Here is a 14,873-nt window from a genome sequence, read left to right as displayed (position 1 = left end):
GCGTTTTAGCTATTGATTAGAATGCCTAGATTCGCATATAATGCAAACATGCGTTCCTATCCTTCAACAACGAGAGGGGTTACATATTATGGATAAACTTAGTCCAAGGGAAGAGGAAGCAATGCATGCGTTAAGAGAGTATTTTCGAGACAACGGTTATCCACCCACTGCGAGAGAGCTTGGAGAAATGATTGGAATATCATCGTCGTCCACCGCACATGGATATTTAGAGCGTTTGGAGAAAAAAGGGTACATTAAGCGAACAGAATCAATACCACGAGGCATTAAAATATTGGAGGGGGATTTTTATGACGAGTAAGTTGAATGATAACGGAGTTATTGAAGGCAGCCGAATGATTTTGCCGGAACACCGGGATGCATATGTAGCCCATATGCATGAACTTAACCGTCGGGAGAAGCCAGTATTGGATGAACAGGAATGGCAACTGATTGGTCAGGCTTTAATGGAATCCTACCAGGAGCGTGTGTCAGTCACATTGACTGTGTTTGATCCTTTCGATGACACGGTGATGCGTGGGGTTGTTGCGTCTATTGATAGGAGAAGAAAAGAGATCAAATTTGTGCGAGGCGAAGAGGACTACAGTTTTATTAGCTTCGAGAATATCGTTTGTGCTTCCATATAGCGAAATGAAATCCGCAGGAGGAATCCAGCGGATTTTTTATTTAGCTAAAAATCATCCCAAAAACATACGCTGCTTCTTATATTTTCGTTGTATCATTTTGATGTATTCGACAAAATGTTAAATATTCACGAGAACAAAAGTTCTATCAAAATATCTCTCGAACATATACCTATCAGATAGATCGTTGTTTAGCGAAATAAATCAATGTAAAGTTTTACCTTTGGTTCATTCGACACGTTATGACACAAAATGTCATAGGTAAAAGGTATTATTTACATATAGGAGCGGGAACTATTAGTTCCCAATTTTTCCGAGGGAGGGCGGCAAGCCGCACCTACTCACTTATATGGAGTTCGTATAAATCTTTAAGCGTAAAGCCAAAGACTTCTTGAGCAGCGTAGATATCTTCAGGTTGCATTACACGTGTTCCAGCGCAAAAGTGAGATATCATTCTTTTTGATCGTCCGACTCGACGCGCATATTCCGCCTGGCTCAATCCTAATTCATTTATACGCTCCAGAAGTAAGCACCTCCCACGGGAGACTTTCACTTTGGTAGCTCCTTTATGCACATTTCATTGGAAATTATAGCATTACATATGCATGAGGTAAACATATCATCATTGAGAAACAACAAAGGGAGAGTAGAACGATGGACGAGAAAATGATCTACGTTGCAAAAGATGACAGCATGATCGGGGATAGGATTGTGACAGGGGATACATTGCTTATCGACCCCATTGTTACGGTTGGGAACACATCTGAGGAAATTTATCTTATGGAGGTTGATGGAGAAAGACGTTTGGGGCGAATAGAGCACCAGGGAGAAAGACACAGGGTGTACGTATCTAATTCGAACTGTCCTGATTCGTTTTATAAAACCGTTAGTATAATAGGAAGAGTTTTTTCAAATGTACTTAGATTTTAGTTTTGCCTCAGTATACAATAGGAGATCCTATCGCGGATTTGTACGAGGATATTGCAGCGGAAGAGAAGGCACGGGCTACATATCAGTGGTTGATTGATCTTACGGATGACGTTGATCTACAGGATAGCCTCAAGTTTCTGAGGGAACGGGAGATTGTGCATTCCTTGCGTTTTCGTGAGGCAGTCGAGATTCTGAAGGATGATCGGGAGACGAAGAAGATTTTCTGAAAAGGACAACATATTGTTCTCATTGCCGTTCTCTGTCAAGAGAGCGGTTTTTGCGATGAAAGGAATTGTTCAGATCATGCTCCTCATTGGTTTTGAGGTATGGGTAATGGGATGTATCCAGTAAAAGTTATCATCTCAAAAAAATAATAAAAAAACAGGACCGTCCTTTTTTATTAAAAAAGGCTGCCCTGCTTTTTGGGGTTCCGTGTCAAACTCTCAGTATTCAACGACCATGGCAACATTTTGCCACCCAGCGCCAACGGTCCAGAACAGTACTTTATCACCACGCTGAATTTGGCCGGATGTTATGGCTCGATGCAATGCAATAAACGGACTGCTGGTTGAGGTGTATCCGAATTCGTCTCCAATGTAGACGGCAATATCTTCGCTGATGCCAATGTTCTCGGATACAGCACGTATATTGCCAATGGATAATTGGGAGAAACAAGCGGCTTTGATCTCGTCTGCTCCGATCTCGTTACGACTCAGCAAAGTTCGAATCGATTCAGAGGCTGCATCTACACAGATGGAATCATCAAACGGTATGAATTTTACATGGAAGGCACCTGCGTCAACACCGGTTTGGCCTAGTTTTGCAAGACCTTGTGCCGGGAAGAGAGAATTGCCGTACACACAGGTATCAGTCTGGTAAATCGAGTCAATAAAACCGACTGCCTGCTCGTCCCGTTCAACAAGAACAGCTGCTGCTGCGTCCCCAAAATTCGCGAAGTACACAGGATCGTCTGGACTGGCGTGAGGAGCGATGTAATCTGAGCCAATAATCAAAGCACGACGAATTCTGGGATTGCCCAGCATCTGACGGCTAACTTGTTCAAAGGCTGCGGTCATGCCCGCACAGTTGGCATTGCTGTCAATGCAGATGGTATGGGATGCCCCGTTAATCAGGCGATGAATCATTAAGGAATTCGTAGGAAAGATGTATTCGGGCGTTTGACTTGCATAAGCAATCAGATCGATATCGGCACCGGTGAGTCCGGTCTTTTCGAGCAAATTACTGGCGGCCTCAAAGGCCATGCTTAGTGAGTTTTCATCATCGTTGTCAATTTTGTAACGTGTATCACGCCCAAGTGCCTTTAACAATCCCCGAATATCTACACCTCTTGCATCAAAATGTTCAATATAAAAGTCATTGCCCACCTTGTTCGTTGGATGATAGATATCGATATCTACAATACGAATTCCAGCCATCTTCATTCTCCTCTTGAGCGGATGGGTGAACCCTCAGCATGTCCGCCTGGTTTATTATGTCGTTACCGTGGAGATGATCTCAAGATTGTCCAATCCGACAGACCGTCCAAGACGGGACAGCTGCATTTTCAGAATGGCATTATTCTCAAGCGTCAACACCACTTTTTTATATTCATCTTTTTTGAACATTTGCAGGCAGCCCTCGAGAAGAGGCACAATTTCCGGAGCAGTAACATTCAACTTTTTGCAATCAATATTCAGCTCATACTCCTTGGTGTTAATCGGAGCGATCGTATCCTGATATGCCGAGATGGAACGTAAACCGTCTTCTTGAGAGAAAGAGCCCTCCAGTTCAATGTTCAACACCTTGTTCGGAACGTCAGTTTTCAGTATAAAACTTCCCATGATTGTTCTCTCTCCTTTAAATGAGTTAAGGCTATCCTGCTAACCAAGACATAGGCCTTGAGGCCCTCGCTGACTGCTTCTGAGATGTAGCTGATTCGAAGGATAATTTAACCATATTATAAAGGTAGAGATGTAATAAGATCAATAAAAAAGTCGAATCGTGTATAAAAATGTAGAAGAGTGAATTATTGGATTTCATCCAGTGTAGTGAGCAATATATTAAAAGCACTGATGATTCGTGGGGCGCCAACACAAGGTGCCAGATGCAGCAAAATTCCTTTGAGCTGATCCACGGTTACACCGACACTTAACGCCATCGTATAATGAACCCCCAACTGCTCATACTGCCCCTGTGAGATCAGTGAGGAGATAATCGCAACTTCCTTCCATTGATCGGTGATGGTTGTACGCTGAAAAATATCCCCGTAAGCTGTTCCCATAATAAACTCGGCGAGCTCAGGGAACTGATCCTTAATCGGTGCCAGTGCTTTTGCACCATATTCACCGGAAAGTTTTGCAAAACGCTCCAATCCTTGAGTCACTTGTTCACTCATGCTATGTTCCTCCTAATTCAAAGTCACGGTACGGTGAGCCGTGGGTGGGATCTCGTCGCGATCGGTAAGAAGCTCAATGACAGTAACTTGGTTCAGTTGCTGCGCGGCCTGGAGAGCTGAGGTGAACTCAGCCCGTGTTTCTGCCCGAAAAGCAACAGCGCCGAGCGACTCGGCAAACTTTGCCGCATCCACGGGAACCTCAAATAAAGTGCCATCAATTCGACCTGTTGTTTTTTCCATGCCTTTCAGTGCCATATCCAGCTGTTTATTGTTTACAACGATGAAGATGACCGGCAGATTGTTGCATACAGCGGTGTTAATCTCGGTTCCAAGCATCATAAAGCATCCGTCACCTGTAATGCATACAATGGTTTCTTCCGGTGCGGCAGTCTTGGCCCCAATAGCCATACCTATGGCATTGCCCATGCAGGCAAAGTAGGCGTCAAACACAAAGCTGCCGGGTTTCTTGACTTTATACCGTTGAACCGCATGAAAACCATGACTGCCATCATCCACCAACAGCTTATGATCATATGGAAGCAGTTCACTCATTTCTTCCAAGATGGAAGCCAAGGACAGATGCGGCAGATCCGGGAGAGGTACGGTGTAATCCACAGTGGTCGTTTCTCTTGGAACAACAGGACGTTCTGTCAGTGTGCCTAGCAAAAACTGCAGGTTGTCCTTCAGGTCGCCGGTGATATGTAAGGTTTGAGCGTTAAGTATTTTACCAACGAATGTAGGATCAGCATCGAATTGAATCAGATGTGCAGGGTGGTTTGCAGGTTTCAAATTACAGATTGTCATATCACTCAGACGTGAACCGAGTACGATATAAAGATCACTTTGATTCAGCAGTTCATCTGCATGAGGGAAGCCGCCAACACCGCAGGGCCCATGATATAGGGGATGATCCCAGGCAATGGCACCTTTTCCTCCTGGAGAAGTAATGACAGGAATATTGAAATGTTCAGCAAAATGGAGCAATTCATCATGGGCTCTGGCGCGGCTGACACCTTTGCCTGCAATAATTAAAGGATGACTGGACTGTTGAAGTAAGGGAAGGATACGATTCAGGTTGGATACGCTAATCAGGGGTTCTGGCTCCGGGATGACCACCCGGAAATCAGCGAGCTGTTCAGTTTGTACATCAAACGGAAGACAGAGATGGACCGGACCTTTGTTGGGACCGAGTGCAATGGAAAGGGCGTGATTCAATATGGTGCTGAAATGATCACCGCGCTCCACGAGCTTGCTGAACAGGGTGGCAGGACGAAACATTTCCGCCAAATCAGCCAAGTAGGAAGAGGAGTCCTGACATTGCGGAAGCCCCAATTCCTGAATGGATTGATGACCTGTAATAAACAGGACGGGCAAATTATTGGCCTTTGCATGGGCAGCAGCGGTGAGTAAGTTGGTTCCGCCTGGACCAGAAGTGGCGAAGGCCACACCCAGTTTTCCTGTTTGGAGGGCATAGCCCGATGCGGCAAAGCCTGAACTGGACTCATGGCGACCTGGAATGAATTCCAAACCGTAATCAACCATTTTCAGGACAGCAGGACATATAGATTTTCCGATAATACCAAAGACATGAGTAACGCCTAAATTACGCAGAGCTTCTGCCAAATAGTCCGCAACTGTTCTCATGCGGGACACCTCGCTTCACAAAATAGGTTTTTGGACCCATAGGTCAAGTTCCATTTTTGGGATGTATGTCGTTGTCTAAGGTTGTAAAAGGAAATAAATCCTTGTTAATAGGAAGAGTAGCTTTTTTTGTGGTTTTTTGTCAACCGATTTTATGAGTATAAGTTCCTGATTCTTAGGTTGGAAGCGCTTAATGTCTTACCCTATAAGAGAAAATAAATTGGTTATATATTCCTGCAACAATTTACCTATGAACAAGATTTATAGAATAAAATGTAAAATAAAGTAGAATATGATGTATTTGTTTTATATGTATCCAATGAAGATCATATGCTTTTCATTTCGCATCCGTGCAAAGATTGGCAATGTTAAGCTTTCTGTTATACTGAAATTCGATGGGAGTGAGTTGAATGACAATGATAAAAATGGCTGTAATTGGGCTGGGCAAAATGGGATTACATATGATACATCAGGCAACACAGGTAGAACTATCCGAAAAAGTAGAGATTGTAGCGGTATGCGATGCCAGTGAGGAAAATTTGACCTCGTTTGCTTCCTCTCATCCAGAGACGAAGACGTATACAGATTTCAAGCAATTACTAGACACACATGCGGTTGATCTGCTGTACATTGCGGTCCCGCCTAAATATCACTATGCCGTCGTTATGGAGGCACTAAAGCGCAAGATTCATGTATTCTGTGAGAAACCACTGGCAAACAGCGTGGAGGAAGCCAGAGCAATGCTGAAGGCAGCCGAGAAGGCCGGTGTAGTACATGCAATCCATTTCTCCATGCCGCATGAACCATCAGTGGTGAAGCTGCAAGAGTTGATTCGTCAGGAAACGATTGGCGAGATTCGCAAAATTGATCTGATCCTGCAATTCCCTCAGTGGCCTCGAGCGTGGCAGCAAAATACCTGGATTACCAGCCGCGAGCAGGGCGGATTTATTCTTGAAGTGGGGATTCACTGGATTCATATGATCCAAAAAGTGTTTGGTGCTATCCGCGTGATTAATAGTCAGGTTCAATTTCCTCAAAATACAGTTGAATGTGAACATGAGGTTCAGGCTGCGATGGAGCTGGAGGATGGAACCCGAATCCAGTTAAATGGGATTGCTCATTTTGCAGGTGAAGAGCGTGTATCTATGGTGGTCTACGGTACTGAAGGAACAATTGCCTTGGAAAACTGGGATCAACTATGGAATGGACGCATCGGAGAGCCACTTGTTCCCGTCGAAGTTAATGAATCCTTAAGCCAGTTGCCTGTACTTAAACACGTCATCGCCCGTATTCAAAGCCAACCTGCCCAAATATACGATTTCAACGATGGTTATCATGCACAGCTTGTCCTTGAAGCGCTGCGTAATTCGGATCAATCCTGATCCAATAAGGTACTGAGCTAGAAGAGGGTTCGTGTTAAATGTTCTTTCTTTTTGAATAAAAGAAGCAGATCCCTGTAGAGTAGGGACCTGCTTCTTTGTGTTATCTGGATCTATCCATAAGATCAAGACAATTTGAATCGGTTAACCAGTTGATCAAGCGCATCGGACATTTCGTTTAACTGCTTGGAGGTGTCTGTCATTTCCTGTAGAGAAGCAAGTTGTTCTTCGGTCATAGCGGATACCTCTTCCGTCGCTGATGCGGTATCTTCAACTACGGCGGATACTTCGTTAATGGACTTCATCACCGTTTCACTGCCGGATGTCAGTTGTTCTACAACAGCGGATACGTCCTGAACTTCACCGCTGAGATCATGAATATGCTGGGTAATATTTGTGAATGCATGCCCTGCATCTTCAATCGTCCGTAATCCTTCGTTGACATGGAGTGTACTTTCGTCCACAACCTGCGCTGTGTTTTGGACTCCGGAAACAACGGTTTCCAATATGTTTGTAATTTCTTTCGCTGATGTGGCACTTTGATCTGCCAGATTACGGATTTCAGAGGCAACGACAGCAAATCCACGTCCATGTTCCCCCGCACGAGCAGCTTCAATTCCTGCATTGAGCGCGAGCAGATTCGTTTGTCTTGCGATCCCTGACATGGAATCGGCAATGTTAATAACTTGATCAGACATTTCGGAGATTTCGTTAATCGCTTCCTGCACAGACAAGAAGGATTGTTCAATGAACGTTATTTTCCCTACGGCATTATCGATACGCTGTTGTCCATCAACGGCAATGGATTCGGTGCGCACGGCACGTTCAGCCACGTCAGCAGTTGAAGCCGCTACTCGATTAAGTCCGATGAGCGATTGTTCCATGGCAGCGACCATGGTCTGGGTAAGGGCAACTTGTTCATCAGCACCCTCAGCGACTCGCTCCATGGCAGTGGCCACTTCTTTTCCTGCGATGTGATTGTCAGAAACGCCTTTATCCAGTCGATCAGAGGCTGTGCTCAGAATGGTGGCATTACTTTGAATGTCGAGCATCATTTGTTGCAGACCCAAGAGCATGGTATTGGCAGCTTCAGCCAATTCTCGTGTCTCGTCTTTCATCGGAGTAGCAATTCGCAAGGTCAGATCACCATTGGAGGAGCCGATATCATTCAGTGCATGTGTAACTGCACGGATGTTTCTTACAATGGACCGGGACAGGACTAAGGCAGCGATGACTGAGATTAAGGCAACAAGGACCAATGCTCCGTACAACTCCCAGTTGAGCACCTTGTTTTTCTGTTTCAGTTCTTCTGTACGGGTTTCAGTCAGAGCCAGTTCATTGGTACGGAATGTAATCAGAGATTGCCGAATTTGGTCCATATCCTGTTTACCGGGATCTGTTGTGAAAAATTGTCGGATCGAAGGTAGGTCATTGGCCTGGCGCAGCGTAACAACCGGTTCTCCTGCGATTTGAATCCAGTGTTCCATGGTCTTATGTATATCTTCCAATAGCTTCAACTGTGAGGGGTTGTCCGAGATCAAAGTAGCAAGTTGATCCTTAAGTACAACCATCTGTTCTTTTCCATGGGTATACGGATCAAGATAATTTTCCTGCCCTGTAATAACGTAGCCTCGTTGGCCTGTTTCCATATCGACCATGTTCTTTTCAATCTCATAAGTCAGGGCGTGTACATTCATATCGTGATCCACGAGAAAATCCAATTCGCTTTGAAGTTTGCTGGTACTGTTCTGGATCAAAAGAATGCAACCCGCCAAAACAGCGAGTACGAGCAAATAGCCCAAACCAATCTTATAAAAAATTTTGAAGGTTCTGTGCTTTTTCATGTTTGTTATGCCTCTCCTTGGGGTATATGTATTTGTCGAAAAAACTTGGATGAGAGCTATTTTAGTTCTTTAGATGTGGTGTCTAAAGAACTATTTTCAGTATTATACTTAATGAAAGTTAAATTGTATATAGTTTGTTTAATTTAAGTATAATGTTTGTAGATTTTGTATAACGTTGATGACACAGATGTTTTACATTGCACGGTTTACACTGCCAAACGTTTATGTTTATCATGGAAGGGGAACGATTCCGAATACATATCCCAATCCGAAAGGAACATTGGACATGACAAAAGAGACGGTATTACGTAAACCGGAAGCAATGATTTTTGATATGGATGGTACTTTGTTTCAGACGGAAACACTGTTGTTGCCAGCCTATCATCAGTTGTTTGATACATTGCGGGCTGAAGGGCATTTTGAGGGAGAGACTCCTCCTGAAGAACGAATGCTGGGAAGCCTGGGGATGTTGCTAGAAGATATATGGAAAGTGGTTATGCCTGAAGCTTCAGTTGCGGCCCATCGACGTGCAGATGAACTGCTGCTTCAGTTGGAGATTGAAGGGCTGGATGGGGGAAGCTCGCAGCTGTACCCACATGTAAAAGAGACGCTGGAAGCATTGAAAGAACAAGGTGTTCGGTTGTTTGTCGCCAGCAACGGGCTGGAGGACTATGTTAAAGGTGTGGCCTTTGCCCATGAGATCATGCCGCTCTTTGAAGGTGTCTATAGTGCAGGACAGTACAAGACCCCTTCCAAAGTTAACTTGGTTCAGATTCTGCTTGAGAAGCATCGGATTCAGGATGCATGGATGGTCGGGGACCGCTCTTCGGATGTGGAAGCAGGTAAAATGAACAAACAGACCGTCATCGGCTGTGCTTATGCAGGGTTCGGACGAGATGAAGAACTTGCAGGATCAGATGTACTAATCTCTGATTTTACGGAACTGCTTCGTTTATATCGGGAAGCAGAATAGAAAAAAATGACCACCCTAAATCCATTCGGATGTTGGATGGTCATTTTTTTGGTTCAAGGAGAAGTTGGTTCACTACTAATGAAGTCTGACGGTCATAACCGGGATCTTCTGGTCCTTTTGAGGGTGGCAGACTTACCTTTTACGCGTTTGACTGGTTTGGTTACCTTTACGCCACGAGGGGGACGATTCGCACTTGGATGGTTGTGGTACACCCATAGAGCGTACTCCAGTGGTTGAGTGATTGCCTTGGAATAAGTATCTTTCTCTCCAATGCGGGCAAATACTTCACGTGCAGGTTTTGGATTCACTTCGAGCAGATAGATACGTCCACTCTTGTCAATCGCCAGATCCAGAGCCAACTCACACAAGGTGCCATAGGTACTCTCCAGAAATGAAGCAACGTCAATCCCGAATTTCTCGGCAGTGGTGTTGATCTCAGCCCGTTCCTTCTCATCAGTAATCCACTGTTTCATCAATTTGTGCATCGCAATGGCCTGGCCACCGCCATGCAGATTAGAGGTAACACTTTTCTCCGCACCCATACGTCCAGCGCATCCAGTTAATTCCCACTGCCCTTCACCATTCTTCTGGACCAGCATTCGATAATCATGAACCCGGCCATTCGGAAGCTGAAGCTGAATGCCCTGCTGAACGAGGTATTTATCTTTCATATTCCAATGCTGTAGCAGTGAACCCAAGCGTGACAGATGGACTTTACGTGGGGTGATGATCCTTCGCTTCTGGTCCCGTCCCTGTACAAGAACCGTATTGGCCTCGCTGCCACTGCGTTCGATGCGAAGGATTCCGCGCCCTCCGGTTCCATTGATGGGTTTCAGATAGATGAGGGAGGAGGCTTTCAGCATACGATTCACATCGGACATATCCTGAAACAGAACGGTATCTGGCAGATGTTCACGGAAGGCTGATTTGGCCGAGAGCGTTTGATGAATGGTCCATTTATTTCGCAGAGGACGGTTTAGAAAAAGCAGATGTCCATACTTTTCCCGAAAGGCAAGCAGTTGCTGGAATCTGCGATTGCGCTGTATACGGCAGCGATCGAAGATCATGTCCGGGAATGAACGCCATTCCCGGGACCAGCCTTTTTCCGAATGAAAGACCATAGCCTCAATCTGTTTGCCTCCTGAGTGTACATCGGCAGGTGTGAACACATAGATATCGAGTCCCCGCTTGCGCCCTTCAAGGATCATTCTGCGGTATATGCTCCGTTCTTCCAGAGCGCGATGTTCATTTAAGTACAACGTCATAATGCCCAGAACAGGTGAGGACACAAACAATCACCTTCTTTTGCTGTTATTCCTGTTCATCATCGTTTCGATTGGCGGGCAAGGTAGGCGCTGTACTGAAAAATGCGTTCCAATGACCTGCGTCGAATCTGCGGTTCATCGAACTTCATCGGCTTCGCATTCGCTTCAAAGAACCAGATCTCGCCCAGATCGTCAATGCCCAGGTCCATGGACATTTCACCAAGCGTATGCCCTGAACCTCGTTCCACTTGACGCGCGATCAACAATGAAGTGGATTTCACCCGCTTCATCAATGTATTCGACATTTCTTCTCCGAAAAGGTCGGTAAGCAGCTTTTCAGGGTCCTCTACACTGCCGCCACGCGGCACATGGGTCGTAATGCTTCGAGAGCCGGCGAGCCGGGCCCCGACCCCTGTTACGCTCCACTGTCCTTTGCCGTTTTTCTGCACAAGTACACGTAGATCGAATGGACGCTTCCGGGACGAAGCCAGCTCAATACCCTGTTGCATGATATAAGGCGTGTGTCCGGTCTCCTTACGAATTCTTGCCCATAATTTGGAAAGGGTAGCGGCTTTGTACGTGGTGCTTTTTCGGGTACTCTGTATTTTAAGCCGGTAAGGGAGACGTTCTTTTTCCTGAAACTTGAGCATCATGATTCCTTTGCCGGCTTTGCCGCTTTCTGGTTTCAGATACAGATAAGGATACGATCGAAGGACCGTCCCCAAAGCGGTTGCTGTTCGCATTCGGCGAGTATAGGGAATCAGCTGCTGGGTAGACTTGGATTTCTTGAGCCATTCGAACAAATTCCATTTATTGAAGAAAAACGGGTTGTATAGTTCGATTCCGGAATGCATGCACTCTTCAATTTTTCGCTGTACTGAAGGTTTGCGTTCATCTTCCCGATTGGGAATCCGATTGTAGAGTACATGGGGAAGGGGGAAGGACTGTGAAGTCCATCTCCCAATCCCATTGTTGTACGTGTACCCTTTTACAGTGGGGCCGCTCACATTTAAATCTCGTACAGTCACGACGTACACCACATATCCCATATTTTCGCCCGTTTGTACAATATCTAAGAAGTTTTGCTGGTTTCCTCTGAACATCCGACGATCATCATGCATGGTCAAGACAGCAATAACGGGTCTAAAATCATCCTGCAAGCTCATCAAATGCCGTCTTTCTTCCGGAATTTGCTCAAATACAGGCAATGTTCCAGGATGTGCTCCACCGATGATTTTCCTTCCAGCCGCAGCGAAGGGTGACGGAAAATGGAGCGGCCGGGTTTGGCGTTCGCTTCGAACATCCATACATGTTCCTCCTGATCAATGCCCAGATCAAAGCCAATCTCACCAATTAGATGCTGGTGCTGGGTTTCAATCGCCTGGGCCAGTGTTATTGCGACAGATTTGGCATGCTGAAGCACTTCTCCAGAGCGGTCACCAAAGTTCCGCTTGAGAGCCTGCTCGGGTGTCATCAGGGAGCCGCCGTTTTTAATATGGGTGGTTACACTGCCGCGACCAGCTTTTTTGGCGCCGATGCCAACGACGACCCATTGGTTGTTTCCATTTTTATGCATGTGAAAACGAAAATCAATCGGACATTCGTCAATCTCAATGAGCCGGATACCCTGTTGAACGACATAACCGCGAAGTTGTTTGCCGTGTCTGCCTTGAAGCATGCGCATCAGGCTGTTGAATGAACCAAAACGAAGCAGGGCATTGCCGCCTTTTTTACGATAACGGGCGAAATATCCACGTTTGGGCGAATAGGTCAATCGATAGATCCCGTTGCCCAGACTTCCTGCTGTTGGTTTGTAATAGACAAACTGATGGCGTTCCAGCATTTCTTTCATCTGCTCTACCGTCGGGTTGGTGATGGATTCAGGAATATAACGTCCTGCCGCCGGGTCGTTCTCCAGCAGTTTATAAATATCTGACTTGTTGAAGAAACTCCAATTGAAGAAAGGGATCTTGCGTCGGATAAATCGCTCCCGCAGCTGGTTGATCGCCGGTGAGAAGTCAGAGCGACGGCTGGGTAATCGGTTATACACGACATCGGGCAGAGGTACGGTTTTGCGGCTGAAGCTTCCATTGTCGTTAAGGAAAAAACCGGACACTGTTTCGTTCTGCCAGTTGATATCTCTTGGAGTGAACGCATAAATATAGGATTTACGGCTGCCTTCTCGGAGCAGTTGTTTGATAAAACCGGTACGGGAACCAAACGGGTTGGAGCCAGACGAAGGTCCGTCAGACAGCACGCCGATCAGTGGACCCAACTGGACTTCATCGTTCTGCAAGTTGCGGAGGTAGATGCTACCCCGTTTCGGAACGTTCATCAGATTACGTATGCCCGAAGCGAGATAGAGATGTTTGCCAGCCTTTTTGATTGGTTTGATGGTTGCGGGCACCCGGTCACGGCCAAACCGCAGATGAATCGTTTTTTTGCCGGATAGATTTAGGCTTTTCATTAATGCGTTGGATACATAAACCACTTTATCCGGCTGCTGTGTGAAATGCAGATTGCAAAAGGTCAAACTCATGATTTATCCTCCTATCCTGAAAAGATCCTTCGGCTCCATGGCAAGCGGGGCGCTGCGTGCCTCAACCGCCGTGAATCGGGATGGGTTTCAGGCCAGCTGTGCTGGATGTATTCGGCATTTTCGTTGGACGCTTCACGTCCGTGAGAACATGTTGTTGCAGCAAATAACGGGCATAGGCAAGCGGCCGGGCGTAGGTCAGACTGTGCATACGGGGGTCACCCGCCTCTGCGAATGAGGAGCGTCCCGGCCTGGAGTTCACTTCAAGCAGCCAAAGGCGACCCTCAACATCTGCTCCAAAATCAAGGCCCAGTTCGGCCAGTCTGCCAAATCGGCCCTCCAACAGGGTAGGGATGCGGGCAGCAGCCTGCCTGATCGTCTCGAGCAGAGCGTTGGATTGCTTGCTCCCATATCGTTCCAGTAGATAAGGATGCACGGGGTATGCTTTTCCCCCTCCATGCAAATTGGAAGTGAGTGAGCCAGCCGGTCCTTCCCGTACCATACATCCGGTTAGAGACCAGTGTCCTCGCCCATTTTTTTGCACCAAGGCCCTAATGTCGAACGGTCGTTCATGATGACTTAGTTCCAGGTAAGGCTGTAAGATCATCTTTTTACTGGCCTTGTGTGAATCCAGCCAGGCAGAGACATCCTGGCGATGCTCAAATGTACGGTGTATCAATTCATTGCGAGTATTTCTGCCCTCCATAATCCAGGAGGTGTGGCGATCTTCACGATAAAGGCGAAACGTATCCTTACCATGGGTGCCCGATACAGGTTTAAAGAAAATACCTTTCGGCCAGCGCTCCAGCCATTGCTCCCATAGGGTATCCGACTTAAGAAGTGTCGTAGGCGCAAGAAGAGCACGAAGTCTTATATCAGTAGACAAGGCGCGATATACCTTCCATTTACCAGGTAAAGAAGCAGACCAGTAACGGGCAGGGTGTCCGTTTCCTGAGGATGCTAGCTGCTGAAGCTGTTGTTTGAATGTTCTGGGAAGTGGCAGTAGACAGCGGTCCATGATCAGGTCTACAGCAGGAAGAGGCACGATGTTCCATTCACCTCTGTCGAATACATAGCCCTGCGTGAGACGAGACACGCTAGGGTTATTCGATACGGCCAGCACAATGATATTTAGGCCGTAACGATGGCTTTCCAAACTGAGACGACGACAGAAGAGTTCATCTACGAAAGGAGGCGAGCCTTCTGTTGCCCGAACCAGGATAGCAACTGTGTTTGTCTGATGTTGCAGGAACATTCCGCTGCACCTCC

The 14,873-nt window shown here is 46.3% G+C and carries 15 protein-coding genes and 1 pseudogene; 6 read left to right on the top strand and 10 right to left on the bottom strand.

All coding sequences use genetic code 11. From position 1 onward, the window contains the following. The first annotated feature begins 88 nt into the window (after positions 1-88). Together MHB84_RS03240 and MHB84_RS03235 are read left to right on the top strand one after the other, a co-directional pair. Positions 89-319 (top strand): LexA family protein, encoded by a 231-nt coding sequence (locus MHB84_RS03240; protein WP_076289808.1) that lies wholly within the window; start codon positions 89-91, stop codon positions 317-319. Then, positions 309-644, top strand: a complete 336-nt coding sequence (locus MHB84_RS03235; protein ID WP_076289807.1) for a YolD-like family protein — start codon at positions 309-311, stop codon at positions 642-644. The genes MHB84_RS03240 and MHB84_RS03235 overlap by 11 nt, the downstream gene beginning before the upstream one ends. Before the next feature lie 334 nt (positions 645-978). On the opposite strand, the gene MHB84_RS31330 is transcribed toward MHB84_RS03235, so the two are convergent. Further along, positions 979-1,194, bottom strand: a complete 216-nt coding sequence (locus MHB84_RS31330) for a helix-turn-helix transcriptional regulator (protein WP_076289806.1) — start codon at positions 1,192-1,194, stop codon at positions 979-981. 101 nt (positions 1,195-1,295) lie between these two features. Here MHB84_RS31330 and MHB84_RS03230 point away from each other — a divergent pair, with 101 nt between their 5' ends. Beyond that, entirely contained in the window at positions 1,296-1,571 is a 276-nt protein-coding gene (locus tag MHB84_RS03230; RefSeq protein WP_076289805.1) for a S24 family peptidase, read from the top strand. A 20-nt stretch (positions 1,572-1,591) separates the two neighbouring features. After that, a pseudogene (locus tag MHB84_RS03225) lies at positions 1,592-1,798 on the top strand (manganese catalase family protein); the annotation flags it as partial. A gap of 216 nt (positions 1,799-2,014) precedes the next feature. Here the strand turns inward: MHB84_RS03225 and MHB84_RS03220 are convergent. The 4 genes from MHB84_RS03220 to MHB84_RS03205 all read right to left on the bottom strand — a co-directional run bounded on the left by MHB84_RS03220 (position 2,015) and on the right by MHB84_RS03205 (position 5,610). After that, complete coding sequence (locus tag MHB84_RS03220) at positions 2,015-3,007, bottom strand: 3-oxoacyl-[acyl-carrier-protein] synthase III C-terminal domain-containing protein (RefSeq protein ID WP_076289803.1); 993 nt, start codon at positions 3,005-3,007, stop codon at positions 2,015-2,017. A 54-nt stretch (positions 3,008-3,061) separates the two neighbouring features. Further along, positions 3,062-3,412 (bottom strand): hypothetical protein, encoded by a 351-nt coding sequence (locus tag MHB84_RS03215; RefSeq protein ID WP_076289802.1) that lies wholly within the window; start codon positions 3,410-3,412, stop codon positions 3,062-3,064. Between the two features lie 185 nt (positions 3,413-3,597). Further along, positions 3,598-3,966 carry a carboxymuconolactone decarboxylase family protein gene (locus MHB84_RS03210; RefSeq protein ID WP_076289801.1) on the bottom strand — a complete coding sequence of 123 codons (369 nt, stop codon included), beginning with the start codon at positions 3,964-3,966 and terminating at the stop codon, positions 3,598-3,600. Positions 3,967-3,978: 12 nt separating this feature from the next. Further along, complete coding sequence (locus tag MHB84_RS03205) at positions 3,979-5,610, bottom strand: thiamine pyrophosphate-binding protein (RefSeq protein WP_076289800.1); 1,632 nt, start codon at positions 5,608-5,610, stop codon at positions 3,979-3,981. 407 nt (positions 5,611-6,017) lie between these two features. Here MHB84_RS03205 and MHB84_RS03200 point away from each other — a divergent pair, with 407 nt between their 5' ends. Then, a complete protein-coding gene (locus tag MHB84_RS03200; protein ID WP_076289799.1) occupies positions 6,018-6,989 on the top strand; it encodes a Gfo/Idh/MocA family protein in 972 nt (323 codons plus the stop codon). Between the two features lie 122 nt (positions 6,990-7,111). Here MHB84_RS03200 and MHB84_RS03195 read toward each other — a convergent pair whose 3' ends face one another. Further along, positions 7,112-8,830: a methyl-accepting chemotaxis protein gene (locus MHB84_RS03195; RefSeq protein ID WP_076289798.1), complete on the bottom strand. Its 1,719-nt coding sequence runs from the start codon at positions 8,828-8,830 to the stop codon at positions 7,112-7,114. A gap of 286 nt (positions 8,831-9,116) precedes the next feature. Between MHB84_RS03195 and MHB84_RS03190 the strand changes: the two genes are divergently transcribed. Continuing rightward, complete coding sequence (locus tag MHB84_RS03190; RefSeq protein WP_076290130.1) at positions 9,117-9,803, top strand: HAD hydrolase-like protein; 687 nt, start codon at positions 9,117-9,119, stop codon at positions 9,801-9,803. A gap of 92 nt (positions 9,804-9,895) precedes the next feature. On the opposite strand, the gene MHB84_RS03185 is transcribed toward MHB84_RS03190, so the two are convergent. The 4 genes from MHB84_RS03185 to MHB84_RS03170 form a co-directional block, all read right to left on the bottom strand. Further along, on the bottom strand, positions 9,896-11,092 hold the full coding sequence (locus MHB84_RS03185) for a YheC/YheD family endospore coat-associated protein (RefSeq protein WP_076289797.1): 1,197 nt from the start codon (positions 11,090-11,092) through the stop codon (positions 9,896-9,898). 35 nt (positions 11,093-11,127) lie between these two features. After that, positions 11,128-12,234, bottom strand: coding sequence for a YheC/YheD family endospore coat-associated protein (locus tag MHB84_RS03180; protein ID WP_076289796.1), 1,107 nt, complete (start codon positions 12,232-12,234; stop codon positions 11,128-11,130). After that, positions 12,234-13,607 (bottom strand): YheC/YheD family endospore coat-associated protein, encoded by a 1,374-nt coding sequence (locus MHB84_RS03175; RefSeq protein WP_064639328.1) that lies wholly within the window; start codon positions 13,605-13,607, stop codon positions 12,234-12,236. Before MHB84_RS03175 ends, MHB84_RS03180 begins: the two co-directional genes overlap by 1 nt. A gap of 61 nt (positions 13,608-13,668) precedes the next feature. Further along, a complete protein-coding gene (locus tag MHB84_RS03170; protein WP_076289795.1) occupies positions 13,669-14,859 on the bottom strand; it encodes a YheC/YheD family endospore coat-associated protein in 1,191 nt (396 codons plus the stop codon). Positions 14,860-14,873 lie beyond the last annotated feature (14 nt).

The sequence above is a fragment of the Paenibacillus sp. FSL F4-0087 genome (assembly GCF_038020215.1).
Lineage (GTDB): Bacteria > Bacillota > Bacilli > Paenibacillales > Paenibacillaceae > Paenibacillus > Paenibacillus taichungensis.
Note: the sequence above shows the minus strand (reverse complement) of the source record. Positions and strands in the feature narration are given on the sequence as shown.

Coding starts and splice junctions, on each gene's coding strand:
- MHB84_RS03205 (WP_076289800.1), bottom strand. CDS start 5,610: ATGAGAACAGTTGCGGACTATTTGGCAGAAGCTCTGCGTAATTTAGGC.
- MHB84_RS03195 (WP_076289798.1), bottom strand. CDS start 8,830: ATGAAAAAGCACAGAACCTTCAAAATTTTTTATAAGATTGGTTTGGGC.
- MHB84_RS03240 (WP_076289808.1), top strand. CDS start 89: ATGGATAAACTTAGTCCAAGGGAAGAGGAAGCAATGCATGCGTTAAGA.
- MHB84_RS03230 (WP_076289805.1), top strand. CDS start 1,296: ATGGACGAGAAAATGATCTACGTTGCAAAAGATGACAGCATGATCGGG.
- MHB84_RS03175 (WP_064639328.1), bottom strand. CDS start 13,607: ATGAGTTTGACCTTTTGCAATCTGCATTTCACACAGCAGCCGGATAAA.
- MHB84_RS03200 (WP_076289799.1), top strand. CDS start 6,018: ATGACAATGATAAAAATGGCTGTAATTGGGCTGGGCAAAATGGGATTA.
- MHB84_RS03190 (WP_076290130.1), top strand. CDS start 9,117: ATGACAAAAGAGACGGTATTACGTAAACCGGAAGCAATGATTTTTGAT.
- MHB84_RS03180 (WP_076289796.1), bottom strand. CDS start 12,234: ATGAGCTTGCAGGATGATTTTAGACCCGTTATTGCTGTCTTGACCATG.
- MHB84_RS03215 (WP_076289802.1), bottom strand. CDS start 3,412: ATGGGAAGTTTTATACTGAAAACTGACGTTCCGAACAAGGTGTTGAAC.
- MHB84_RS03210 (WP_076289801.1), bottom strand. CDS start 3,966: ATGAGTGAACAAGTGACTCAAGGATTGGAGCGTTTTGCAAAACTTTCC.
- MHB84_RS03170 (WP_076289795.1), bottom strand. CDS start 14,859: ATGTTCCTGCAACATCAGACAAACACAGTTGCTATCCTGGTTCGGGCA.
- MHB84_RS03220 (WP_076289803.1), bottom strand. CDS start 3,007: ATGGCTGGAATTCGTATTGTAGATATCGATATCTATCATCCAACGAAC.
- MHB84_RS03235 (WP_076289807.1), top strand. CDS start 309: ATGACGAGTAAGTTGAATGATAACGGAGTTATTGAAGGCAGCCGAATG.